At 69.1% G+C, this 23,654-nt stretch carries 20 protein-coding genes; 3 read left to right on the forward strand and 17 right to left on the reverse strand.

Annotated elements, in window-relative coordinates:
• The first annotated feature begins 106 nt into the window (after positions 1 to 106).
• Both KPL78_RS10910 and KPL78_RS10915 read left to right on the forward strand, forming a co-directional pair.
• On the forward strand, positions 107 to 616 hold the full coding sequence (locus tag KPL78_RS10910; protein WP_219762965.1) for a CHAP domain-containing protein: 510 nt from the start codon (positions 107 to 109) through the stop codon (positions 614 to 616).
• Between the two features lie 234 nt (positions 617 to 850).
• The gene (locus KPL78_RS10915) at positions 851 to 2,179 is read left to right on the forward strand and encodes an LLM class flavin-dependent oxidoreductase (RefSeq protein ID WP_219762966.1); all 1,329 of its coding nucleotides are present in this window, start codon (positions 851 to 853) and stop codon (positions 2,177 to 2,179) included.
• Between the two features lie 84 nt (positions 2,180 to 2,263).
• On the opposite strand, the gene urtE is transcribed toward KPL78_RS10915, so the two are convergent.
• The 10 genes from urtE to KPL78_RS10965 form a co-directional block, all read right to left on the reverse strand.
• Positions 2,264 to 2,956: an urea ABC transporter ATP-binding subunit UrtE gene (gene urtE / locus KPL78_RS10920; protein ID WP_219762967.1), complete on the reverse strand. Its 693-nt coding sequence runs from the start codon at positions 2,954 to 2,956 to the stop codon at positions 2,264 to 2,266.
• Positions 2,957 to 3,336: 380 nt separating this feature from the next.
• Positions 3,337 to 4,074 carry an urea ABC transporter ATP-binding protein UrtD gene (urtD, locus tag KPL78_RS10925; protein WP_219762968.1) on the reverse strand — a complete coding sequence of 246 codons (738 nt, stop codon included), beginning with the start codon at positions 4,072 to 4,074 and terminating at the stop codon, positions 3,337 to 3,339.
• A complete protein-coding gene (gene urtC / locus KPL78_RS10930; RefSeq protein ID WP_219762969.1) occupies positions 4,071 to 5,162 on the reverse strand; it encodes an urea ABC transporter permease subunit UrtC in 1,092 nt (363 codons plus the stop codon). Before urtC ends, urtD begins: the two co-directional genes overlap by 4 nt.
• Complete coding sequence (gene urtB / locus KPL78_RS10935; RefSeq protein WP_255568849.1) at positions 5,159 to 6,769, reverse strand: urea ABC transporter permease subunit UrtB; 1,611 nt, start codon at positions 6,767 to 6,769, stop codon at positions 5,159 to 5,161. Before urtB ends, urtC begins: the two co-directional genes overlap by 4 nt.
• A gap of 9 nt (positions 6,770 to 6,778) precedes the next feature.
• The gene (gene urtA / locus KPL78_RS10940; protein WP_219762970.1) at positions 6,779 to 8,023 is read right to left on the reverse strand and encodes an urea ABC transporter substrate-binding protein; all 1,245 of its coding nucleotides are present in this window, start codon (positions 8,021 to 8,023) and stop codon (positions 6,779 to 6,781) included.
• A gap of 371 nt (positions 8,024 to 8,394) precedes the next feature.
• Entirely contained in the window at positions 8,395 to 8,793 is a 399-nt protein-coding gene (locus KPL78_RS10945; RefSeq protein WP_219762971.1) for a VOC family protein, read from the reverse strand.
• 2 nt (positions 8,794 to 8,795) lie between these two features.
• On the reverse strand, positions 8,796 to 9,122 hold the full coding sequence (locus KPL78_RS10950) for an NIPSNAP family protein (RefSeq protein WP_219762972.1): 327 nt from the start codon (positions 9,120 to 9,122) through the stop codon (positions 8,796 to 8,798).
• Positions 9,123 to 9,141: 19 nt separating this feature from the next.
• Positions 9,142 to 10,680 carry a hydantoinase/oxoprolinase N-terminal domain-containing protein gene (locus KPL78_RS10955; protein ID WP_219762973.1) on the reverse strand — a complete coding sequence of 513 codons (1,539 nt, stop codon included), beginning with the start codon at positions 10,678 to 10,680 and terminating at the stop codon, positions 9,142 to 9,144.
• Positions 10,677 to 11,750 (reverse strand): S-methyl thiohydantoin desulfurase family protein, encoded by a 1,074-nt coding sequence (locus KPL78_RS10960; protein WP_219762974.1) that lies wholly within the window; start codon positions 11,748 to 11,750, stop codon positions 10,677 to 10,679. Before KPL78_RS10960 ends, KPL78_RS10955 begins: the two co-directional genes overlap by 4 nt.
• Entirely contained in the window at positions 11,750 to 12,409 is a 660-nt protein-coding gene (locus KPL78_RS10965) for an AroM family protein (protein ID WP_219762975.1), read from the reverse strand. The genes KPL78_RS10960 and KPL78_RS10965 overlap by 1 nt, the downstream gene beginning before the upstream one ends.
• A gap of 95 nt (positions 12,410 to 12,504) precedes the next feature.
• On the opposite strand from KPL78_RS10965, the gene KPL78_RS10970 reads away from it, so the two are divergent.
• Positions 12,505 to 13,230, forward strand: coding sequence for a transporter substrate-binding domain-containing protein (locus KPL78_RS10970; protein WP_219762976.1), 726 nt, complete (start codon positions 12,505 to 12,507; stop codon positions 13,228 to 13,230).
• Between the two features lie 272 nt (positions 13,231 to 13,502).
• On the opposite strand, the gene KPL78_RS10975 is transcribed toward KPL78_RS10970, so the two are convergent.
• The 7 genes from KPL78_RS10975 to KPL78_RS11005 form a co-directional block, all read right to left on the reverse strand.
• Positions 13,503 to 14,462: an ABC transporter ATP-binding protein gene (locus KPL78_RS10975; protein WP_219762977.1), complete on the reverse strand. Its 960-nt coding sequence runs from the start codon at positions 14,460 to 14,462 to the stop codon at positions 13,503 to 13,505.
• Positions 14,459 to 15,445: an ABC transporter ATP-binding protein gene (locus KPL78_RS10980; protein ID WP_219762978.1), complete on the reverse strand. Its 987-nt coding sequence runs from the start codon at positions 15,443 to 15,445 to the stop codon at positions 14,459 to 14,461. Before KPL78_RS10980 ends, KPL78_RS10975 begins: the two co-directional genes overlap by 4 nt.
• Entirely contained in the window at positions 15,442 to 16,332 is an 891-nt protein-coding gene (locus KPL78_RS10985; protein ID WP_219762979.1) for an ABC transporter permease, read from the reverse strand. The genes KPL78_RS10980 and KPL78_RS10985 overlap by 4 nt, the downstream gene beginning before the upstream one ends.
• Positions 16,332 to 17,339 (reverse strand): ABC transporter permease, encoded by a 1,008-nt coding sequence (locus KPL78_RS10990; protein WP_219762980.1) that lies wholly within the window; start codon positions 17,337 to 17,339, stop codon positions 16,332 to 16,334. Before KPL78_RS10990 ends, KPL78_RS10985 begins: the two co-directional genes overlap by 1 nt.
• 7 nt (positions 17,340 to 17,346) lie before the next feature.
• A complete protein-coding gene (locus KPL78_RS10995) occupies positions 17,347 to 18,939 on the reverse strand; it encodes an ABC transporter substrate-binding protein (protein ID WP_219762981.1) in 1,593 nt (530 codons plus the stop codon).
• Between the two features lies 1 nt (position 18,940).
• Complete coding sequence (locus KPL78_RS11000; protein ID WP_369412733.1) at positions 18,941 to 22,846, reverse strand: hydantoinase B/oxoprolinase family protein; 3,906 nt, start codon at positions 22,844 to 22,846, stop codon at positions 18,941 to 18,943.
• Between the two features lie 114 nt (positions 22,847 to 22,960).
• Positions 22,961 to 23,554 carry a glutathione S-transferase family protein gene (locus KPL78_RS11005; RefSeq protein WP_219762982.1) on the reverse strand — a complete coding sequence of 198 codons (594 nt, stop codon included), beginning with the start codon at positions 23,552 to 23,554 and terminating at the stop codon, positions 22,961 to 22,963.
• Positions 23,555 to 23,654 lie beyond the last annotated feature (100 nt).

The raw sequence follows: 23,654 nt of genomic DNA on the forward strand, positions 1-23,654 counted from the left end.
GGCGGAAGTATCAGGGTCACCTGGTAACCCCCGATTGCGTTTACCTGCTGCACATCGCCCTGATTCTTGCTAAGCTGAACCGAGGGGAATCAGGGGGTTCGGGGTCATGCTTCGCATGATCTTGCTTCTGGCTGTGTTGGGACTTGCCGCTTGCGGCAGTTCCCGCAGCACGGGGCCGTATACGGGCGTGCCGGGCTATTCGGGGGGCAACAGCTCCTGCGTGCCCTATGCCCGGGCACGCAGCGGCATAAGCCTGGCGGGCGACGCCTGGCAATGGTGGGAGGCTGCCGCGGATTCCGGCCGCTACGACCGATCGCGCAGCCCGCGCTCCGGATCGGTCCTGGTCTTCATGCGCACCTCCCGCAACCGGACCGGCCATCTGTCCGTCGTGACGCGGGTGGTGTCCTCGCGCGAGATCCGTGTGGATCATGCCAACTGGGCTTCCAGCGGCAATCGCGGACGCATCGCGCAGGACCAGCCGGTGGTGGACGTATCGCCCAACAATGACTGGTCGGTGGTACGGGTGTGGTACCCGCCGGTGAACGCCCTGGGGCAGACCAACTACCCCACCTATGGATTCATCCATGGTGGGCGGCTGATGGCGGAAGCTCGGTAGCGCGACCGACCGTCGGGGCCATGGCGCGGTCGCGCAGACCGGGCCCCGCAGCGTCGATGCGCCCATCCCTGTGCCGATCGCCCAAGGCCGCGGCAGGGCGGTCCCGTCCTGCCGCCCGACATGGCAACAACGCGCCTGTGCAGGGGCAGTGCCGCCGCGGCGTCTCTTGACCCCCAGGCGCGGCGCCGCGAAACGGTATGGCGCCCCCGCGACCACGATGACGAGACGAACCAGATGAGCAACCCGAAGCAGATCAGCCTCGGTGTTTCGATGCGCTACCTCGGCTATCACGCGGCTGCCTGGAGGCATCCCTCGGCGGATCCCGACGCCGCGTCCAGGTTCAGTCATTACCGCTACATCGCCCAGACCGCCGAGGCGGCGAAGATGGACATGGTCTTCCTCGCCGATGGCGTGGGGATGCGCACCAAGGATGAGCCGCCTGGCGCGCTGCGCCGGTCGCACCAGACACTGGAGCTCGAGCCGCTGACGCTGCTCGCGGCGCTGTCCTCCGTTACCTCGCGCATCGGCCTGGTGGCGACGGCATCCACCACCTACAACGAGCCCTATCACATCGCGCGCAAATGGGCCTCGCTGGACCATCTGAGCGGCGGGCGCGCGGGGTGGAACATCGTCACCTCCTGGTCCGAGGCCGAGGCCCACAACTTCAACCGCGACCGGCACATGGAATACGACCTGCGTTATGAGCGGGCGGCCGAGTTCGTGGAAGTCGTCAAGGGCCTGTGGGACAGCTGGGAGGCAGACGCGCCGGTCTTCGACAAGCAGAGCGGCATCCTGTTCGACCAGTCGAAGCTCCATGTGCTGAACCACGTCGGCAAGCACTTCAAGGTAAAGGGCCCGCTGACCATCAAGCGCACGCCGCAGGGGCGGCCGATCCTGGTACAGGCCGGCGCCGCGGAGCAGGGGCTGGAGATCGCGGCGCGCAGCGCCGATGTCGTCTATGCCGCGCCGCACGACCTTGCCGCCGGCAAGGCATACTACGCCAACCTCAAGGATCGCCTGGCGACGCATGGGCGGGAGCGCGACAGCCTGAAGATCATGCCCGGCGTGACGCTGTTCATCGGCCGCACGCGGCAGGAGGCGCAGGACCAGTACGACCTGCTGGCCAGCCTGGTGGAGCCGGAGCTCGGCCTCTCCTACCTCTATGCCCAGATGGGCGACCTGTCCGGCTACCCGCTGGACGGGCCGGTGCCCGAGCCGTCGAACCCGCAGGTGCGCAGCCTCGCGCGCGGTCTCCTGGCGCTGGCACGGCGGGACAACCTGACCATCCGCCAGCTCTACGGCACCATCGCCGCGGGCTTCGGCGGCCGCACCTTCATCGGCACGCCGAAGGACATCGTCGACGACATGCAGGAATGGGTCGAGGCCGAGGCCGCGGACGGCTTCAACCTCTGCCCGCCGGTCCTGCCGCTTGGGCTCGACCAGTTCGTGGAGCTGGTGCTGCCGGAGATGCGCGCGCGCGGCCTGTTCCGCACGGATTATGCGGGGCCGACCCTGCGCGAGACTCTGGGGCTGACGCCGCCACCTAACCGATACGCGCCGTGACGGCCCGCCGGTGAGCATCGGCGCGGACCGCCGGAGTGACGGCGCCCCGCGCTGCAATGCCGGCGGGCGGGGCGGCTTCCCCCGTCACACCGTTAGCAGCGGCCTCACCTGCTCCTCCGCCAGGCTCTCGGCGGGGCCGTGCAGGGCGACCTCCCCGCGCACCATGACGGCGATGGTGTCGGCGAGTTCCCGAGCGAAGTCGTAGTACTGCTCCACCAGGATGATCGCCATGCCCCGGTCACGGGAGAGGTGGCGGATGACGCGGCCGATATCCTTGATGACGGAAGGCTGGATGCCCTCGGTCGGTTCGTCGAGGATGAGCAGGCGCGGCCGGGCGCAGAGCGCTCGCGCCAGGGCAAGCTGCTGCTGTTGCCCGCCCGAGAGGTCGCCGCCGCGGCGGCGGAGGAACTGCCGCAGGATGGGAAACAGGTCGAAGACGTCGCTCGGCACGCCGGACCCGCGCGGGGCGGCGGCGAGCGCGGTCTCCATGTTCTCCTGCACGGTGAGGAAGGGGAAGATCTCGCGCCCCTGGGGGACATAGCCGATGCCGGCGCGGGCGCGCTCGGCGGGCCCCAGGCGCGTGATATCCCGGCCTTCCCAGGTGATGGACCCGCCCTGGATGCGCTCCAGCCCCATGATGGCCCGCAGCAGAGAGGATTTGCCGACGCCGTTGCGGCCGAGGATGGCGGTGACCTTGCCGGGCTCGGCGACCAGGGAGACGCCGCGCAGGCAGCGGCTGGCGCCGTAGGAGAGGTCGATATTGGCGGCATCGAGCATGGGTCAGCGTCCGATCGGCGAAGGCTGCTTGCAGCCGCAGCCGTCAATCGGCCGACTGAACACAGGTTGGCCGGGAGGGAGCATCGCCAGGTTACCTCGCTGCATGCACTGTGGAACCGGGAGAGGCTTTGCCCCTCTCCGACTCTCCCCATCAAAGGCCGAAGGGCCTTTGAAAACCTGAACCTGGCACTGGGCAGCGCTGGCAGCCTGCGCGCGAGAATCCGCCTTTGCGCCCGCAAGGCATTGCGAGGGGGACTGTGTGACCTTCCCGCCCGGCGCCAATGGCCTGCGTTCCAAGTGCTCCAGGCACTTGGCGGGGTGGTCCGGAGGGGCAGAGCCCCTCCGGCTTCTTCCAGTGCGGCCGTCCGGAAGCATCACGGTCAGCGCCCCAGATACACTTCGACCACTCGCGGGTCGTTCTGCACGTGGTCGATGGAGCCTTCCGACAGCACTGTGCCTTCGGACAGCACGGTGACCTTGCAGCCGAGCGCGCGGACGAATTCAAGGTCGTGCTCGACGACGACGACGCTGTGCCGACCGGCAATGCGTGCGAGCAGCTTCGCCGTGTGCTCCGTTTCGGCATCCGTCATGCCGGCGACGGGTTCGTCCACCAGCATCAGGTCGGGTTCCTGCATCATCAGCATGCCGATCTCGAGCCACTGCTTCTGGCCGTGGGAGAGGATGCCGGCGCGGTCATAGGCGCGCTCGGTCAGGCCGGTCTCGGTCATCACCTCCTCGATGCGGGCGCGGCCGGGGGCGGGGAGGAGCCAGCGCAGGCAGGGGACCGGCCCACGCGGGGCCTTCAGCGCGAGTTCGAGATTCTCGAAAACCGTGAGCGCGTCGAAGACGGTCGGCTTCTGGAATTTGCGACCGATGCCGAGATTGGCGATGGACGCCTCGTCCATCCGTGTCAGGTCGAGATCGCCAAAGGTGACAACCCCGGTGGTCGGGCGCGTCTTGCCGGTGATCACATCCATCATGGTGGTCTTGCCGGCGCCGTTGGGGCCGATGACCGCGCGCATCTCGCCCGGTTCGACGACCAGGGCGAGGTTGTTCAGCGCGCGGAATCCGTCGAAGATCACCGAAACGCCATCGAGATAAAGCCGCCGCCCGATCATTTGCCGCGCCCCTGCATCAGGCCGATCAGCCCCTTCGGCAGGAACAAGGTCACCGCCACGAAGAGCGCGCCGAGCACGAACAGCCAGAGATCCGGCGCCGCGCTGGTCAGCCAGGTCTTGAGCCCGTTCACGCTGAAGGCGCCGAGCGCCGCACCGACCAGCGTGCCGCGGCCGCCCACCGCGACCCAGATCACGGCCTCGATGGAATTGCCGGGACTGAACTCGCCAGGGTTGATGATGCCGACCTGTGGCACGTAGAGCGCACCCGCCAGCCCCGCCAGCATCGCGGACACCACGAAGGCAAAGAGCTTGTGGCTCGTGGTGTCGTAGCCGAGGAACCGCACGCGGTTCTCCGCATCGCGGATGGCCGTCAGCACGCGGCCATACTTGGTGCCCGTCATCCAGCGGCACAGGAGATACGCCGCGACCAGCGTCACCAGCGACGCATAGAACAGCGCCGCCCGTGCCGTGCCGGTGTTGAGCGGCATGCCCAGCAGTTCCTTGAAGTCGGTGAAGCCGTTGTTGCCGCCGAAGCCCATGTCGTTGCGGAAGAAGGCGAGCATCAGCGCATAGGTCATGGCCTGCGTGATGATCGACAGATAGACGCCGGTGATGCGGCTGCGGAAGCACAGCCAGCCCAGCACCAGCGCCAGGAAGCCGGGCACCAGCAGCACCATCAGCATGGCGAAGGCGAAGTGGTTGAAGCCGAGCCAGTACCAGGGCAGTTCCTGGTAGCCGAGAAACACCATGAAGTCCGGCAGCACCGGATGGCCATACACGCCACGCGGCCCGATCAGCCGCATCAGGTGCATGCCCATGCAATAGCCGCCGAGCGCGAAGAAGGCGCCATGCCCGAGCGACAGGATGCCCGCATAGCCCCAGGCGAGATCGAGCGAGAGAGCGAGGATCGCGTAGCAGATCCACTTGCCGGACACCGAGACCAGGAAGTCCGACACATGGAAGACGCTGTCCTGCGGCAACTGGTTCAGGATCGGGAAGGCGGCGAGGATCGCGACCGCCGCGATCATCGCCGCGCGCAGGCCAAGCCGCGCGCGTGAGACGCCGGGTTCGAGGGTGGTCGCGCTCATGCCTCGGCCGCCCGTCCCTTCTGCGGGAACAGGCCGCGCGGGCGACGCTGGATGAAGATCATCACCGCGACCAGCACGAAGACCTTGGCGAGCACCGCGCCCGCCCAGGGTTCCAGCATCTTGTTGATGACGCCGAGGCCGAAGGCGGCGATCAGCGTCCCGGCCAGGCTGCCGACGCCGCCGAAGACGACCACGAGGAAGCTGTCGATGATGTAGCCCGTGCCGAGGTTGGGCGAGACGTTGTCGATCTGCGACAGCGCCACGCCAGCGATGCCCGCGATGCCTGATCCGAACGCGAAGGTCAGCGCATCGACCCGCCCGGTCCGGATACCCATCGCCGCCGCGATCGGACGGCGCTGGGTGACCGCGCGCATCTCCAGCCCGAAGCGGGTGAAGCGGATGGCCGCGACGATCAGGCCGAAGACCACGAGGGAGAAGCACAGGATCCATAGCCGGTTGGCGGTGACCGGGATGTCGAAGGGCAGCAGCAGCGTGCCCTGCATCCAGGGCGGCGAGATCACCTCCCGGTTCTGCGCACCGAAGATGAGCCGCACCGCCTGCTGGATCATCATGCCGACGCCGAAGGTCATCAGCAGGGTTTCCAACGGCCGCCCATAGAGGTGGCGGATGAGCCCGCGTTCCATCAGCGCCCCGGCCGCGGCGGTGACCAGGAAGGCCGCGGGCACCGCCAGCGGCAACGACCAGGGCTGAAGGGCGGGAACGTCGCGCAGCAGGTCCTGCACGATGACGGTGGTGTAGGCGCCGAGCATGACGAACTCGCCATGCGCCATGTTGATCACGCCCATCACGCCGAAGGTCACGGCGAGCCCCAGCGCGGCGAGCAGCAGCACGGAGCCGAGCGACAGCCCCTGGAAGGCCGTCTCCGCCACACGACGCACGGCGAGCCGGCGATCGATGGAGGCAATCGCGCCATCGATCTGTTCGGTGAGATCCGCATTGGCCGCGCGGGCTTCGAGCAGCAGGGAACGGGCCTCGGCCGAGGAGCCCTCGCCCAGGGCGGCGATGCCGGCCAGCTTCGCAGCCCGATCCGGCGAGACGAGGCGTGAGGCCGCAAGGGCAAGCGCAAGCTGATCCTTGATACGCGGCACGGTCTCACGGCCGAGCGCGGTTTCCAGCAACGGGATGTTGTCGGCGCTGCGGGTGCGGAACACGGCCTCGGCGGCGGCAAGGCGCTCGGCCGGGTCGGTCGACAGGATCTGGAGCTGACCGAGCGCGCCGCGCAGCGCGGCCCGGACGCGGTTGTTGATACTGATGCGTTGCGGTTCGGGATCCGGGGCGGCAACCGGCGCGCCGGTGGCGGCATCAACCAGGCCGCTTCCCTCGCGGATCAGCAGCGTGCCATCGGCCGTGCGCAGCAGCCTGCCCTCGGACAGGGCGCGCAGCGCCGGCAAGGCGCGGGCATCGCCCAGGGATCCAAGCCGCGCGGTGGCCTCTGCCTGGGCGTTGAAGTTCCCACCGAGGCCCGACAGGGCCGAGACGAAGGCGTCCTGCGCGTGCGCCGGCAGAGCCGACGCCGCCAACAGGATCAGGAGGAGCAGGATGCGCTTCATGACGGTGCGGATGGGGCGAGCGGGGGCACGCCCCATCCTGTCCGCTCAGCCGCGGCGGCGGTTGGCGTTCTCCGGGATGAAGCGCGACCAGTTCTCGGCCGGCACCACCTCGGGCGTCTTCCAGACGATGTTGAACTGACCATCCGCCTGGATCTCGCCGATCATGACCGGCTTCGACAGGTGATGGTTCGGCAGCATCTCCTCGGTGTAGCCGGCCGGGGCGGCGAACTTCTCGCCGATCACGGCGGTGCGCACCGCGTCGACGGCGGTGGTGCCGGCCTTGGTCACGGCCTGCGCCCACATGTTGAAGCCGGTATAGGTGGCTTCCATCGGGTCGTTGGTCACGCGGCGCGGGTTCTTGATGTAGGCCTGCCAGAGATTCTTGAACTCGGTGTTCGCCGGCGACTGCACCGACATGAAGTAGTTCCAGGCGGCCAGGTGGCCGACCAGCGGGCGGGTGTCGATACCGGCCAGCTCTTCCTCGCCCACGCTGAACGCTACGCAGGGAATGTCCTCGGCCTTGATGCCCTGGTTGCCGAGCTCGCGATAGAAGGGGACGTTCGCGTCGCCATTGATGGTCGAGACGATCGCGGTCTTCTTGCCCTGGTTGGCGAAGGTCTTCACGCGGCTGACGATGCCCTGCCAGTCGCTGTGACCGAAGGGGGTGTACTCCTCCATGATGTCGGCATCGGTGATGCCCTTGGAGTTCAGGAAGCCGCGCAGGATGCGGTTGGTAGTGCGCGGATAGACGTAGTCGGTGCCGAGCAGGACGATGCGCTTCGCCTCGCCGCCATCCGGGCCCATCAGGTATTCGACCGCCGGGATCGCCTGCTGGTTCGGCGCGGCGCCGGTGTAGAAGATGTTGCGGCTCTCTTCCTCGCCCTCGTACTGGACCGGGTAGAAGAGCATGCCGTTCAGTTCCTCGAAGACCGGCAGCACGGACTTGCGGGACACCGAGGTCCAGCATCCATAGGTCACGTCCACCTTGTGGACCTGCAGCAGCTCGCGCGCCTTCTCGGCAAACAGAGGCCAGTTGGAGGCCGGGTCGACGACCACCGCTTCCAGCCGCCGGCCAAGCAGGCCGCCCTTGCTGTTCTGGTATTCCACCATCATCAGCACAGTGTCGCGCAGCGCCGTCTCGGAAATCGCCATGGTGCCGGACAGCGAGTGCAGCACGCCGATCTTGATGGGCGCCGCCTGCGCGAAGGAGGGGCGGAAAGCCGGCGCGGCCAGTGCCGTGGTGAGCCCCGCGAGCGCCGCGCGGCGCGTGATCGTCCCTGTCTTGGTCATCGTGTTTGGACCCTCACCTGTCTTCTTCGGTGCGGAGCGGGGCAGACGCGGCCGGGGATCGGCGCGCTGTCGCCTGACGCACGGGGCGGTGAGTAGCGAAAGCCGTGCCACGGCCATGTCCGCTGAGTGGAACGGTCTGCCGCCGTTTTGTATGCAAGAGCCAACCGAAGGGATGATCGTCATGCGGTCATCTGCCGCGGTTTTGTGCACCGAGGGTCGGCGGCGCTGCCTGCGCGTCATGCCGGGGTCGCGTGAGCGCGGAGACCTGGAGAGAGGCTTGGCCCCTCTCCGGCATTTGGCGAGGCAGGCTCAGGACGAGCTGAAGCCCTCGCGTTTCGGCCGATCCATCCTGGCGCCCACGTCCAGCGCGATTACGTCGCGCCCACCACTCCGTAATCCGCCAGTTCGGGCCGCATCGCCTCGATCACGAAATCCACGAAGGCCGCCGGCACGTCGAGGAAGAACTCCCGGTCGGAATAGGCGTCGACCTCGGCCGCCAGTCCCCGGTCGCGAAACCAGTCGGCCAGCGTGTCCAGCGCCGCCTTGGGCGCATCGCTCAGGAAAGATACCTGCGAGCGGTGCCTGTCCTCGTCGCGCGCCGCGGTGGTGCTGCGACTGAACTGCAGATCGATGGTCGCGCCGGGCTGGCGCAGCCAGACTGCACGATCGGTGCGCCGCAGCTCGACGAAGCCGAGCTGCGTGCGGAACATCTCCACCACCGTCTCGAAATGCCGGCCATCGAGCCGGTTGGCGACATGGTTGAAGCGCAACGCTACTTCACCGAGGAGAAGCTTGTCGGCTGCAGGATGGCATTCGTCACCTGGGCGACGATGGCACCGTCCCTCTCCGTCTCGGCGCGCTTCTCGATCCACTCCGGGTCGTTCTGGAAGGCGGTCCATTTCGCCTCGCGCTCGGCGAGCGATTCCCACGCCAGCAGGTAGTAGAGGTCCTGGTTCGATTCTCCGACCACGGTCGTCCAGAAGCCGGCCTGGCGGATGCCGTGCCGTTCCCAGATCTTCAGCGTGATGGTGTCGAAGCGCTTGAGCAGCGCCGGCAGGCGGCCCGGCACGCAGCGATAGATGCGCAATTCGTGGATCATGCGAACGTCCTCCCTATTGTCAGGCAGCGATCTCGCCCACCACCCGCGCACGGACGCGCAGCGCGCCGCCGGGCAGATAGGCGATGGGCAGGTCCTCGATATCGACGAGCGCAAGGGTCGCGCCGTCGGCACCGGACTCCACCGCACGGTCGCGGGCGATGCGTTCGGCTTCGGCCATGGCCTCGGCGCGGGTCAGGCCCTGGAAGACCTGGTCGGCCTCCCCGCTGACCTGCGCGATGGCGGCGCCCACAGCATTGGCCACTGCCGCATGGGCGGGCCGCAGTACCTCCGAGACACCAGGCAGCGCATCCGGCACCAGGAAGGCACCACCCCCCACGGCGAGCAGCGGCACCGCGGCTGCCTCGGTCTTCATGCGGTCCACCGATTCCTCGAGCATGCGGGCCGCCTCCATCAGCGCGGCGCGAACCAGCGCGTCGGGGATGTCGCCGACGCGCGCGGCATCGCCGAGGGACAGCATTCCCGCGCGCACCGCAATGTCGCTCGTGGTGAGCTGCGGCCCGCCGAAGATGCGCGCGAGTTCCGGCAGGCGATAGCCGACGCTGCGGGGTCCGATGGTCACGCGCCCGTCCTGCGCTTCCACATGCGATCCGCCGCCGAGGCCGATCGACAGCAGGTCCGGCATGCGGAACAGCGTCCGCACGCCGCCCACATGCACGACGGCATTGGCCTCACGCGGGAAGCCCGCCTTCAGCGCACCAATATCACTGGTGGTGCCGCCGACATCGACCACCAGCGCGTCCTTCAGTCCGGTCAGGAAGGCCGCGCCGCGCATGGAATTGGTCGGGCCGGAGGCGAAGGACAGCACGGGAAAGCGCGCGGCAAGCTCGGCGCGAATGACCGTGCCGTCGTTCTGGGTGATGTAGAGTGGGGCGTCTATGCCCGCCTGGCGCAAGGCATCCTCGAAGGCCTGGACGGTGTGGCGGGCGAGGGGCGCGAGGCAGGCATTGAGCAGCGCGACATTCTCGCGTTCCAGCAGCCCGATTCGGCCGAGGTCATGTGACAGCGTCACCGCCGCATCGGGCATGACGTCGCGCAGGATCTGCGCGGCGCGCTCCTCCATGGCGGGATCGAGCGGCGAGAAGATGCTGCTGATGGCGACGCACCCGATGCCGGCCGCCTTCATCTCCCGCGCCGCCGCGGCGACGGCGCGCTCATCGAGCGGCATGATCGGCCGGCCGTCATAGTCGTGCCCGCCTTCGGCCATGTGCACCTGGCCGCGCACGATGGCCGCGAGGTCCTCCGGCCAGTCGCAGAAGGGCGGCAGGGACCGCGAGGCCGGCAGCCCAAGCCGCAGCGCCCCCACGGGCGCGAGGTCCCGCCGCTGCACCACCGCATTCACGAAATGCGTGGTGCCGATCATCACCGCCTGCACGCCCTGCGGACCCATCGCGGCCGCGGCACTTTCCAGCGCCAGCCGCACGCCGGTCAGCACATCCGCCGTGGTCGGCGTCTTGACCGCGTGCAACACGCGATCGTCCTCCAGCAGCACCGCGTCCGTGTTGGTGCCGCCGACATCAATGCCGATCCGCCGCCTCATGCGAAGACCGACCGGAATTCGATGTCGTAGCCGAAGGCGCGCGGCCCGACGAAATCGAGCCCCCGCGGCGAGAGGAAGATCTTCGGCGCGGGCAGCGCCACCACCGTGACGCGCTGGCCGTAGCGCAGCACCTCGGTGCCGATCGCCTCGCCACTGACCGTATCAAGCACGCAGATCAGATCCGGCGTCATTACCCGTGGCACTCCATCCTCCCAGCCCACCGCCCATTCGTTCTGGAAGGCCAGTTCGAAGCCATGCCCGCGCCAGGCATCGAGGCCGTCCAGTTTCGCTGTGCCGCGCAGGAAGCCTTCCGTGGTGCGGCGCGCGATGTCGGCCACCTTGCCGCGGAACAGCAGCTTGCCCTTCTCGGAGTCGAGGATCGCCTGGACCGGATCGCGATGCTCGCGCTGCGCCGCCCGGATCGCCTGGCCGAGCTTGATCGCCTGGGTCGTGGTCCGCGGGATGCCCCAGCGCTTCACCTCCGCCCCGGTGCGCGGTGCCTTGCAGGTGGCGGCGATCGAGCCGGTCTCGACGCACATCTTACGCGACAGGCGCTCCATCCACTTCCAGCTCGGCACCTTGGCGACGATTCCCTCGACGCCGCGCGGATCGACCAGCGACAGGGGCCAGGGCTTGAGGTCGCCGACGGCGAAAGAGGTCATCTGCGCCTCGGGATAGGCGCGGCCCATGGCATCGGCATCGACGACCGGCTTGCCCGTCTCCGCCGCGGCGAGGAAGGCCTGGACGCCGTTGTTGCCGCCGATCTCGACCGACATGATCGCGCGGAAGGACCGGCCGAGATACTCCTCCATAAGCGTGACCGCCCGGCCGATATTCGCACTGTCCGCCAGGCGTTCCTGACCGACCAGCGGCGCGCCCATGTTGGACACCACGGCGACCATGTCGTCATCGGCCAGCTCGTCGGGGTCCATCAGCGACACCCGGTGGCCCTCGGTATACAGCCGCCGCATGTTGAGCAGACCGTGATAGGGCGACCCGCCGCCCCCGGTGCCCAACACCCAGGCGCCGACGGCCAGCGCCTCGATCTCATCCAGCGGAACCTCGCGCATCAATCCTCCGGCAGCAGGCAGGCCGCGGCGCGCGCGGCAACGGCGACGGACAGCAGCACCGGGCAATCCATGGCGGCGACGGCCGCCGCCTTGTCCGCCCGCGTGTAGGAAATGCAGTCGAGCACCAGCAGGTCCGGCTTCTCCCGCGCCATGGCGGCCATGGCCGCGTCGCGCGTTGCCGCGTCGGACTGGGGGCGCAGCGCGCGCACGACGATGGACAGGCCCTCCCGCGCGCGGGAGCCGCCGAGCGCGGCAGCCTGCTCGGTAAGGGGCACGAAGAGGCCGAGCCTTCCGCGCGGCAACAGCGCCGCCGCGAGCCCGTTCAGCACGGCCGAGGGCTGCACGAGGCCGGGGCGATCCGGCAGGCCTTTGAACGCACCGGTGCAGGCGAGCAGGACGGGACCCTGCGTCGCCTCCAGCATCGTCTTCATCCGCGCCGTCACGGCGGCCTTGGAGATGGAGACGGACTCGCCATCGGGCAGGATGGTGAAGAGGGTGTCGGCGCCATCGCGCGGGGCGAGCGCGGCGATCTCCGTGCGGGACAGGCCGTCCAGCGCCCCGCGCATCGCGATGGGAAGGCCCGGCGCCGCCACGGCGATCTCGGCGGCGAGATCGGGGCGCGGCGCCTGGCCGATGACGAAGACTGGCAGGGTGGTCATGCGAGGATGATGGCGCGGCCGGCGCATTCCGGGAAGCCCGGTTGCCGGCGCGGCGTGCTCAGCCTCTACTGGCCCGACAGAAGATGGAACCGCCCATGTCGCCCGAGATCGTGAGCCAGATCGCCCCGCATGGCGTGCTGCGCGCCGGCATCAACCTCAGCAACTTCCTGCTCGTCACCGGGCGGGACGAGTTCGGCAATCCGGTGGGCGTGTCGCCCGACATGGCGGGCGCGGTCGCCGCGCGGCTCGGCGTGCCGCTGCGACTGGTGCCCTATGCCTCCCCGGGACTGCTCGCCGATGCGGCAGGCACCGACGCCTGGGACATCGGCCTGATCGGCGCCGAGCCGCAACGCGCGCAGACCATTGCCTTCACCGCGGCCTATACGGAGATCGAGGCGACCTTCCTGGTGCCTGCGGGTTCGTCCATCGCCAGCATCGTGGAGGTGGATCGTCCGGGCGTGCGCATCGCGAGCACCGCGCGCGCGGCCTACGACCTCTGGCTGGAGCGCAACATCCGCCAGGCGACGCTGCTGCGCGCCGAGGGGCTGGACGGCGCGCTGCGCCTGTTCCTCGATGAGAAGCTCGAGGCGCTGGCCGGGTTGCGGCCGCGCCTGCTGAAGGATGTCGCGACGCTGCCGGGCGCGCGTATCCTCGACGGGCAGTTCAGCGCCGTGCAGCAGGCGATCGGCACGGCGCGCGGCAACGACGCGGCGGCCGCCTTTCTTCATGGCTTCGTGGAGGAAGCGAAGGCTTCGGGCCTCGTCGCGTCGTTGATCGCGAAGCATGGCGTGCAGGGGCTGTCGGTGGCGCCGGGTGCGTGACGCCGCGACGTCGGAGAGGCCCCGCCCCTCCGAACCACCCCGCCAAGTGCTTGGAGCACTTGGAACGCAATCTTCTGGTGCCGGGCGCAACGCCAAAGCTGCGCCCGCCACGCGCCCTTGCTGCGCCATAGCGGGTCTCGGCACCTTTCTGCCAGTGTTGCGCAGCGCCGGGTGACGGTTTCCAAAGGCCTCGGGCCATTGGCGGGGTGAGTCCGAGAGGGGAAGCGCCCCTCTCGGTTCCACGGTGCAGGATCAGCTCCTGCCGACATGCCTCACGCGGCGCGCGGGCAGCGCAGCCTGTGCCCGTCGCTGAGCGTCGTCAGCGCCGGCATGGCGGCGCGGCACTCCGCGACGGCGATCGGGCAGCGCGGGTTGAAGGCGCAGCCGGGCGGCGGCGAAGCCGGATTGGGCGGTTCGCCCGGCGCGGCGGGCGGGGGGCCGCTCGCCTCCAGCCGCGGCACCGAGGCGAGCAGCGCCCGCGTATAGGGATGGCGCGGCGCGCCGAGCACCTCGGCCGCGCTGCCTTCCTCAACAATGCGGCCGAGATACATCACCGCCACGCGCTCGCAGACCTGGCGCACCACGGCGAGGTTGTGGCTGATGAACAGATAGGCGAGGCCACGCCGCGCCCGCAGCGCCTCCAGCACATCGAGGATCTGTGCCTGCACCGATACGTCAAGCGCGGAGGTCGGTTCGTCCAGTACCAGCAGATCCGGTTCCAGCGCCAGCGCGCGGGCGATGCAGACGCGCTGCTTCTGGCCACCGGACAGCTCATGCGGGAAGCGGTGCAGGAAGGCGGAGGGCAGCCCGACCTCGGCGAGCAGGTCCGCGATGCGATCGCGCAACGCGCGGCCGGAGGCGACGCCATGGATGCGCAGCGGTTCTGCGACCGCGTCCTCGGCGGTCAGGCGCGGGTCGAGCGCGGCCGAGGGATTCTGGTGAATGAGCTGCATGCGTCGGCGCAGCGGCCGTAGCGCCGCTTCGTCCAGCGCGGTGATGTCCCGGCCGTCGAAATGGATGGTGCCGGCGCTGGGCGGGATCAGCCGCAGCAGCAGGCGCGCGAGGGTGGACTTGCCGCAGCCGCTTTCCCCCACGATGCCGAGCGCGGCGCCGCGATCGAGGGTGAGGTCGAGCTCCGCCACGGCGCGCACCTGCGACGTCTCACGGAACAGGCGGCGGCGGCCTTCGAAGCTGCGTGAAAGGCCCTCGGCGCGAAGGAGCGGTCCCGTCATGGCGCGGCGTGGTGGCAGGCGACGGCGTGACCGGGGAGGATCTCGCGCGGCAGCGGCTTTTCGCTGCGGCAACGCTCCGTCGCGATGGGACAGCGCGGATGGAAGCGGCATCCCGGCGGCGGGGTGATCAGGCCCGGAATGCTACCAGGGATCCCTTGCGGGCGATGCTCGGGATGATCGAGGTCCGGCACGGCGGCAAGCAGGCCACGCGCATAGGGGTGCAGCGGGTTGGTGAGCAGGGCCTGGGTCGGGGCTTCCTCGACCACCGTGCCGGCATACATCACCGCGACGCGGGCGCAGGATGCCGCGACCACGCCGAGGTCGTGGCTGATGAGCATCAGCGCCAGACCACGCTCGGCGACCAGCCGCGCGATCAGCGCCAGTACCTGCGCCTGCACCGTGACGTCGAGCGCGGTGGTCGGTTCATCGGCCACCAGCAGGGCGGGATCGCCGGCAAGCGCCATGGCGATCAGCACACGTTGCCGCATGCCGCCCGAGAGCATATGCGGATGGCTGTCGAGCAGCCGTGCCGGCTCCGGCAGCCCAACGGCGGCAAGCAGTTCAGCCGCCAGGGCGCGGGCCTTGCTGCGCGGCCGCTTGCTTTGGCCGGCGGCGGCATCCTGGCCGCGGATCGCGTCCTCCATCTGCGTGCCGATGGTGAGCAGCGGGTTCAGGTAGGAGGCCGGGTCCTGGAAGATCATCGCGATGGCGCGGCCGCGCAGGCGCCGCATGCCGCGTTCCGGCAGGCGCAATATATCGTCGCCGCGGAAGCGGATCGCACCGCTGACCACGCGCGCCGGCGGCGCCGGGTTCAGCCCCAGCAGGCTGCGCGCGAGGACCGACTTGCCGCAGCCCGTCTCGCCGACGATGCCGAGCGTCGCCCCGGCCTCCAGCCGCAGGTCGATGCCGTCCAGCACCTGCGCCGTGCCATCGAAGCTGTCGAAGGCGAGGCGGTAGTCGCTGATCTCAAGCAGCGCCGTCACCCGCGGTTGCTCCGCGGATCGAGGATGTCGCGCAGCCCGTCGCCGAGCAGGTTGAAGCCGAGAACGGCGAGATAGATGAAGGCGCCGGGGGCGACCGCGTACCACCACCATTCCGGCAGGTAGCCCCGCGCGATGGAGATCATCGCCCCCCATTCCGGCGTCGGCGGCTTGGCGCCGAGGCCGATGAAGCCGAGCGAGGCGACGGCGAGGATCGCCTGGCCGATGTCCATGCTCATCTTCACGATCAGCGGGGAGAGGCTGTTGGGCAGGACATGTCGCCACAGGATGCGCGAACGCTGCGCGCCGGCGACGCGCGCGGCCTCGATGAAGGGTTCCTCGCGGATCGACAGTGCCTTTGATTCCGCGAGCCGCACATAGCCCGGCCACCAGACCAGGATCAGCGCGATCATCGCATTCACGATGCCCGGGCCGAGCGCCGCGACCAGAGCAATCGCCAGCACCAGGCCGGGCACCGACAGGAACAGGTCGGTGAAGCGCATGATGACCTCCCGCAGCCGCCCGCCGGCGAGCCCCGCCAGGATGCCGAGCGGCACGCCGATCAGCGCCGCGGCGGCGGTGATGCCGATGCCCACCAGCAGGGAGATGCGCGCGCCGATGATCACGCGGGTGAGGATGTCGTTGCCGACCTCATCCGTGCCGAACCAGTGCTGCCAGGATGGCGGCTGCAGCTTGTTCGCGAGGTTGATGCCCCCCTGCACATCGTCCGGATAGGGCACGATCCAGGGGCCGAGCAGCGCAAGCAGCACGATCGCCGCGACCAGCACCAGGCCGAGCACGGAAGAGAAGGATCGGGTGAACAGCCAGACCGCAAGCCGCAGGCGACGGCGAGGCGGGGCTGCGACGGCCTGTTCGGCGACGGCGGACATCAGGCGCGCCTCAGTCGCGGGTCGAGCACGCCATAGAGCAGATCGACGATCAGGTTCGCGATCATGAAGTTCAGCCCGACGATCAGCGTTACGCCCATCACCGGCTTGAAATCACCGGCGATGGCGGAGGAGACGGCGTAGAGCCCAATGCCCGGCCAGTCGAAGACCGTTTCCACCAGCACCGTGCTCGACATCATCCAGCCCCAGCGCAACCCGATGATGGCGAGCGTCGGCAGCATGGCGTTCTTCAGCGCGTGCACCATGACGATGCGCCAGGGGGTGACACCATGGGCGCGCGCGGCGACGACATAGTCCATGCGCAGGGCCTCGACCATCTCGGCGCGGTTCACCCGCAGGATGGAGGCGAGGCAGGGCAGCGACAGCACGATGGCCGGCAGGACGATGTAGGACGCCGCCTCGCCGAGCAGCGCCCAATTGCCGCGTAGCGCGCTGTCCACCAGCAGCAGCCCGGTGATCGGGTCGGGCGGCTCGGTGAAGACCGACAGCCGCCCGCTGGTCGGCAGCAGGCCGAGCCAGGTGGCGAAGCCCAGTTGCAGCAGCAGCCCGAACCAGAAGGGCGGCAGTGCAATGCCGGAGACAGCGAAGATCCGCGTCGCGTGATCGATCGGCCCGTCCTTGCGCAGGGCGGAGAGCACACCGAGAGGCACACCCAGCAGCACGCCGAGCGTCATCGCGACGATGACGAGTTCCAGCGTCGCCGGGAAATAGCGCGCGAGATCTGTCCCCACCGACCGGCCTGTCGCCACCGACCGGCCGAAATTGCCGTGCAGCAGGTCGGTGACGTAGCGCAGGAACTGCTCGGGCAGCGGCTTGTCGAGGCCGTAGTCGCGCCGCGCCTGTTCGATCTGCGAGCGGCCGGCATCGGGGCCCGCCGCCAGCGCCGCGGGGTCCGACGGCGCGACATTGGCGATGACGAAGGTCAGGCAGACCAGCCCGAACAGCATCAGCCCCGCAAGGAGGATGCGCCGAAGGAGATAGCCCGCCACGCCGCCGTCAGCCCGCGATCCACAGCGGGTAGGGATCGACCTCACCGGTGAAGCGCACCGGGGAGAAGACGAAGCCGCGCACGTAGTCGCGCCGGCCCCACAGCCCGTTGGCGATCATGCCGAAGACCTCGGGCTGGTCGTCGACGATGCGGCGCTGGATCTCGGCATACATGGCCATGCGCTTGGCGTTGTCGGTCTCGCCCCGCGCCTCGTCGATCATGCGCCACACCTCGGGATTCTCGTAGTGGCTCATGCCGTAGTAGAGGCCCCAGGAGGCGCGGTGATACTGGTAGGCCACCGTGTCCGGATCGGTGCCGACCGGCGTGACATAGACCGAGATCATGTTCGGGCAGGTCTCGGGCTTCGATCCGCGGGCGACCATGGTGGTCCAGGGCTGGCCGACGATGTTCACCTTGATGTCGAGCGCACGCAGGCTGTCCAGCAGCGCCAGGCCGATCCGGCGCGGGCTCTCGAGGCCCTGGACGTGCACGTATTCCAGCTCGATCCCGCCATTGGGATATTGCGAGCGCTTCAGGTAGTCGCGCGCCTTATCGAGATCCTTGCGCGGGATGCCGGGCACGTCGATGTGGCCGGCCATGGACTGCGGGAAGGGGCTGGTCTGCAGCTTCGCCTGGCCGTTGTGGATGGTCAGCAGCGCATCGTAGTCGAAGGCATAGGCGATCGCCTTGCGCAGATTCACATCCGCCGTTGGGCCCTGCTGGCAGTTGAACTTGATGCCGAAGGTGTTGGAGCCGGCATGGCTCTCGACCGCCACGCCCGGCACCCGCGCGAGCTGTTCGAGGTCGTCCGGCGTCAGGTTGGTGATCATGTCCGCCTCGCGCCGCTGCAACGCGGCCTTGCGCGGCGCGGCCTCGCGGATGATGCGGTAGATGACGCCCGACAGGCGCTCCCCATCCGCCATCGGCCAGCCCTTCCAGTAGTCGGCCGCGGCGTCGAGATGGACCAGCGCATTGCCGTCGAAGCGGCGCAGCTTGAAGGGGCCGGACCCGGCGACGTTCTCGGTCAGCCATTTGCGGCCGAGGTCGCTGCCCTCCTGGTTCGCCATCACCTGCTTCGGGTTCACGACGTACCACCAGGGCACATAGGAGATGAAAGGCGCGAAGGGCCGGTCGAGCGTGAAGCGCACGGTGCGCGCATCGACCGCGACGATGTTCTCCGGCTTCAGGAAGTCCCTGAACATCCAGGCAATGCCGGCATTCAGCTTCAGCCCGCGGTCGAAGGAGAAGCGCACGGCCTCGGCGTCCACAGGATCGCCATTGTGGAACTTCGCGTTGCCGACTAGGTGGAAGGTGTAGGTCAGACCGTCGGGCGAGACCTCATAGCGTTCGGCCAGCCAGGGGATGATGCGCGGCGGGTCGCCATCGTATTTCAGCAGCGCGTCATACACGCTCTGCTGGATCATGCGGGTGGACCAGTCGTAGCGCACATGCGGGTCGAGCACCGGCACCGCCTGGTTGCCCGAGAAGACCAGCACCTTGCGGTTGCCGTCGCGCTCGAAGGCCCAGGAGATGCCGGGCATGCCGGCGGTCAGCAGCGCCGCGCCGGCCATCAGCCCGCGGCGGGAAACGTCGTTCGTCATCTCAGGCACCCCCGGTCGTTGCAGCCATGTCCCTGTCCGCGCCTGTCTTCTCCGCCCGGCGCCGCGCGGTGGCAACAGGATCGATGCGCCCATCCAGGCCAAGCACGACACCATAGTCGCGCTCGGCACCTTCGGGGGTGATGTAATCGTCCTCGAGATCGGCCTGCACCGCCTCGATCGGCCGGTCCCAGGCATCGCCGAAGCCGGACCCACCGGCGATGTGCCCAGCGATCTCGGTGTTCGGGTCGAACAGCGTGACCATCTCGCCATTGCCGACATCGCGCGGCGCGGCATCGTCCGGCCCCTTCACGAAGCCGGCGCCGGAAGCGCCTGGCAAGCCGCCGAAGAAGCCCTGCGGATGCAGGCCCACACCTTCGGGGAACAGCGCGACGCTGATCGGATCGGTGGAGGTGGTCAGGCGCCGCGCGCGCATGCGCTGGCCGAGCCCGCCACGCTGCCGCCCCGGCCCGCCGCTGTCGGCGACCAGGCCCTTCTCCAGCACCAGCACCGGCATGCGGCTTTCCACGAGCTCGACCGGCGTGTTCGCCGCGCTGGTCGGGAACAGCAGCCCGGACTTGCCGTCGGTCTTCGCCGAAGCGCCCTGCCCGCCGCCCATGAAGAAATGGTCGGAGGCGACGCGTCCCTGGTTGTTGCGCCCGTAGAAGGAGAAGGATTTCGGCAGGCCGGTGAAGGCCTGCACCTGCTCGGGGATCGCGGCCGACATGGCGCGATACAGGTTCGGCCCGATGAACCAGGACAGCCGCGTGCGATGCGCGACCGAGGCGGGCGGCAGGCAGTTCAGCGCCGACCCCTCCGGCGCCGAGACGGTGATCGGCGCATAGCACCCCGCATTGCCGCGGACATTCGGCGTCAGCATGCATTTCAGCGGGTAGGAGGAATGCGCCGCCGTCACGTTCATCGTGCAGTTGAGCCCGCCGCGCGGCAGGGTCGGCGGCGCCTCGACATGCTCGACATGGATGGTGTCGCCATGTTTGTGGACGCGCAGCTTATAATGCAGCGTCTGGCCGAGCGGGCGGTTCTCGATCTCGCTCTCATAGACGCCGTCGGGCACGGCGCGGATGGCGGCGCGCGTCGCGGCCTCGCTGCGGCCCTGCACCACGGCGGCGAGGGCGGCGAGGTCCTGCAGCCCGTATTCCTCCATGAAGGCGACCAGCCGCTGCGCGCCGAGCGCATTGGCGGTGACCATGGATTCCACGTCGCCCAGCACCTGGTCGCTGTTGCGGATATTGGCGCGCAACATCCGGTACAGGGTGCGGTCCGGCACGCCCGCGTCGTACAGCTTCATGGGCGGGATCTGCACGCCCTCGTCATAGATCTCACGCGCCGCGAGCGGGTCCTTCACGCCGCCGATGTCGCTGACATGGCCGACCGTGCCCATCAGCGCGACGACGCGGCCTTCATGGAAGACGGGCGTCACCAGGGCGATGTCGAACAGATGCCCGGCGCAGAGCCAGGGATCGTTGGTGACCAGCACATCGCCCGGCTGCAGCGTGTCCGCCGGGAATTCGGCCAGCAGAGCCTTCACGCAGCGGGTCAGCGTCAAATTGAACAGCGGCATGGCGCGCGGCGAATGCGCCAGCGGATTGCCCTGCGGGTCGAGGATCTCATTCGCGAAGTCCTGCGCCTCGGCGATGATGAGGGAATAGGCGGTGCGGCAGACTGTCTGCCACATCTCCTCGACCACCGAGATCAGGCGCGACCACATGATCTCGAGGCCGATCGGGTCGGCCTCGATGCGTGCCTTGGCCTCTTCGAGCGGCATGCCAGGGGTGACCAGCGCCTCCGCCTTGCCGGCCTCGGCCACGGCGATGCGCAGGTTCATCGCGGCATCGACGGTCAGCCGATCGCCCGGGCCGATGATGGTCGTGGCCTCGCGTTCCTCGATGATCGCCGGGCCGGCGATGGTGTCGCCGGACTTCAGGCGATATCGGTCATGCACTGCCGAGTCGTACCAGACGCCGTCGAACCAGGTGCGGCGATGGCCTTTCAGCGAGGCGCCTTCGCTCGCGCTGCCGGCCACGGCCCCGGAGACGCTGATCTCGGGCTCCGGCCCCAGCACCCGCACGCGGAGCGACAGCAGCTCGATCTCCGCGCCTTCGATGACGCGGGTGTAGAGGCGCTGATAGGTCTCGATGAAGGCGGCGCGGATATCGGCGAGGCGCCCGGCATCTAGCGCGCCGTCGGGCAGCGGCACGGTGATCTGGTGCAACTGGCCGACCAGGCGCATCTCGGCCGAGCGTTCGACGCGCATGGTGTCGTCCGCGGTGCCGGCGCTGCGCAGGCGTCCACGGGCTTCGGTCTCCAGCGTAACCAACGCGGCGTTCACCGCCGGCCAGTCCGCGCCCGCGCCGAGCGGTGCGATCAGGCTGCGCGACTGCTCGAAGGCAAGCGGCGCGGCGAGGAAGCCGAGCGCAGAGGCCGCGCCCGAGGCCGGCGGCACCAGCACTTCCCCAATGCCCAGAATGCGCGCGACGCGCGCCGCATGGCACGGCCCCGCGCCGCCGAAGGCGACCATCGCATAGGCCCGCGGATCGCGGCCCTTCTCGACCAGATGCACGCGGGCCGCGCCCGCCATGGCCTCGCAGACCACGGCGTGGACACCCCAGGCGGCCTCGATCGCCGAGAGACCCAGCTTCTCGCCCAGCCGCGCCATGGCGGATTCCGCGGCGGGCAGATCGAGCGACATGGCGCCGCCGAGGAAGAAGCCGGGATCGTAGTAGCCGAGCAGCAGGTTGGCGTCGGTGACCGTCGCCTCCACCCCGCCGCGGCCGTAGCAGGCCGGGCCCGGATCGGCGCCCGCCGAGTGTGGCCCGACCTTGATCAGGCCGGTCTCGTCGACGCGCGCGATAGACCCGCCGCCGGCGCCGATCTCGATCATGTCCACCACCGGCGAGCGGATCGGCAGACCGGAACCGCGCTTGAAGCGGTGCACGCGCGCCGCTTCCATCATCGGCGCGACTTCGGCGCGGCCATGCTCGATCAGGCAGGCCTTGGCGGTGGTGCCGCCCATGTCGAAGGCGAGCGCATCCGGCAGTCCCGCCGTGCGCGCGAACAGCACCGTCGCCAGCGCGCCGCCGGCCGGGCCGGATTCCAGCAGGCGGATCGGGAAGGCGCGCGCCACCTCAGGCGCGCAGAGCCCGCCATCCGACTGCATCAGCCGCAGCGTGCCGGTAAAGCCGAGCGCATCGAGCTCCGTCAGCAGCCGACCAAGATAACGGTCCATCAGCGGCTGCACGAAGGCGTTGGCGCAGGTCGTGACGCTGCGCTCGTATTCGCGGATCTCGGGCGCAACCTCGCTCGACAGGCTGACGGACAGCGTCGGGAAGGCGGTGCGCAGCACCGCGGCGGCGGCCTTCTCGTGCGCCGGGTTCGCATAGGCGTGCAGGAAGCACACGGCGATGGCGGTGCAGCCCTCGGCCACCAGCTTCGCACCCGCCGCGCGCACCGCCCCTGTGTCCAGCGGTGTGACCACCGTTCCGTCATGGGTCAGGCGCTCGGCGATCTCGATGCGCCGGCGGCGCGGCACGATCGGGTCGGGGAACTTCAGGAACAGGTCGTAGATGTCGTAGCGCTGCTCGATGCCCAGTTCGAGCACATCGCGAAAACCCTGCGTCGTCAGCAGGCCCGTCGTCGCGCCGCGCCGCTCGATCAGCGCATTCGTGACCAGCGTCGTTCCGTGCAGCACCTCCGACAGGTCGGCGATCGCGATGCCCGCCTGTCCGGTGATGGCGCGGATACCGGTCAGCGCGCCTTCCGCCGGATCGGTCGGCGTCGTCAGGCACTTGTACAGCGTGATGCCGCCTGTCGCGGCATCGAGCAGGACGAAATCCGTGAAGGTACCGCCGATGTCGAAGCCGAGGCGGTAGCGGCCGGAAAGAGACGTCACCGGAACCTCGCTGCCATCATGTCGCAGGGAAGGCTATCGGCGTGTTTGCAATGCAGCAAGGCCGGCGCGGACGCCTGCGAAGGAGGCAGGTCATGCCCGCGCCGTGAGCTTTTGTCAGGCCGCCGGCGGCATGCTGCGCGCCATGGCCGGTAGCGTCACGATGCGCGCATACCAGGCTTCGAGCTTTGGATGCCCCGGACGCCACGGCTCGTGCGGATAGCGGAAGTCGAGGTAGCCGAGCGCACAGGCCACGGCGATTTCGCCGATGGTCGTGAGATCGCCGAGGCTTTCCTCCTCCAGCACCGCCAGCGCGCGCGTGACCTTGGCCTGCTGGGTCGCGATGTAGTCCTTGCGGCCATCATCCTGCGGCAGCGCGATCTCGCGCCGGCGTGGCTGCGTCGCATCCAGGATCCCGTCGCCCAGGGCGGCGAGCGTCAGCGCCTTCCAGCGCGCCGGCCCTTCGGCCGGAATCAGCCGCGGTGCATCGCCGACGCTGTCCAGATATTCGGCAATGACGGGGCTGTCATACAGCACCTGGCCGTCATCGGTGATCAGCGTCGGGATTTTCGAGAGCGGATTCTGCGCGGCGAGCTCGGGCGCGCTGGTCGGCACCTTCCACAGCTCGATCCTGCTGTCGATGCCACGCAGGATGGCGACCATCCAGCACTTCCGCACATAGGGGCTGGCAGGGGAATAGGCGAGCTTCATAAGGCAGTGTCCTCCGTGACGCGGCGCGACTGTCCACCGCCCATGGCCATCCGTCCAGCGGGGGCCTAGCATGCTGCGACGCACAATGAGGGGCCGAGGG

It is taken from the genome of Roseomonas alba (genome assembly GCF_019430885.1).
In the GTDB taxonomy this organism is placed as follows: Bacteria; Pseudomonadota; Alphaproteobacteria; order Acetobacterales; family Acetobacteraceae; genus Neoroseomonas; species Neoroseomonas alba.

What these genes read in the sequence shown, in the direction of transcription:
- urtA (WP_219762970.1), bottom strand. Translation starts at nt 8,023, where the DNA reads ATGACCAAGACAGGGACGATCACGCGCCGCGCGGCGCTCGCGGGGCTC.
- KPL78_RS10950 (WP_219762972.1), bottom strand. Translation starts at nt 9,122, where the DNA reads ATGATCCACGAATTGCGCATCTATCGCTGCGTGCCGGGCCGCCTGCCG.
- KPL78_RS10955 (WP_219762973.1), bottom strand. Translation starts at nt 10,680, where the DNA reads ATGAGGCGGCGGATCGGCATTGATGTCGGCGGCACCAACACGGACGCG.
- KPL78_RS10965 (WP_219762975.1), bottom strand. Translation starts at nt 12,409, where the DNA reads ATGACCACCCTGCCAGTCTTCGTCATCGGCCAGGCGCCGCGCCCCGAT.
- KPL78_RS10910 (WP_219762965.1), top strand. Translation starts at nt 107, where the DNA reads ATGCTTCGCATGATCTTGCTTCTGGCTGTGTTGGGACTTGCCGCTTGC.
- KPL78_RS10985 (WP_219762979.1), bottom strand. Translation starts at nt 16,332, where the DNA reads ATGTCCGCCGTCGCCGAACAGGCCGTCGCAGCCCCGCCTCGCCGTCGC.
- KPL78_RS11005 (WP_219762982.1), bottom strand. Translation starts at nt 23,554, where the DNA reads ATGAAGCTCGCCTATTCCCCTGCCAGCCCCTATGTGCGGAAGTGCTGG.
- KPL78_RS10995 (WP_219762981.1), bottom strand. Translation starts at nt 18,939, where the DNA reads ATGACGAACGACGTTTCCCGCCGCGGGCTGATGGCCGGCGCGGCGCTG.
- KPL78_RS10975 (WP_219762977.1), bottom strand. Translation starts at nt 14,462, where the DNA reads ATGACGGGACCGCTCCTTCGCGCCGAGGGCCTTTCACGCAGCTTCGAA.
- KPL78_RS10960 (WP_219762974.1), bottom strand. Translation starts at nt 11,750, where the DNA reads ATGCGCGAGGTTCCGCTGGATGAGATCGAGGCGCTGGCCGTCGGCGCC.
- KPL78_RS10915 (WP_219762966.1), top strand. Translation starts at nt 851, where the DNA reads ATGAGCAACCCGAAGCAGATCAGCCTCGGTGTTTCGATGCGCTACCTC.
- urtE (WP_219762967.1), bottom strand. Translation starts at nt 2,956, where the DNA reads ATGCTCGATGCCGCCAATATCGACCTCTCCTACGGCGCCAGCCGCTGC.
- urtD (WP_219762968.1), bottom strand. Translation starts at nt 4,074, where the DNA reads ATGATCGGGCGGCGGCTTTATCTCGATGGCGTTTCGGTGATCTTCGAC.
- urtC (WP_219762969.1), bottom strand. Translation starts at nt 5,162, where the DNA reads ATGAGCGCGACCACCCTCGAACCCGGCGTCTCACGCGCGCGGCTTGGC.
- urtB (WP_255568849.1), bottom strand. Translation starts at nt 6,769, where the DNA reads ATGGGGCGTGCCCCCGCTCGCCCCATCCGCACCGTCATGAAGCGCATC.
- KPL78_RS10970 (WP_219762976.1), top strand. Translation starts at nt 12,505, where the DNA reads ATGTCGCCCGAGATCGTGAGCCAGATCGCCCCGCATGGCGTGCTGCGC.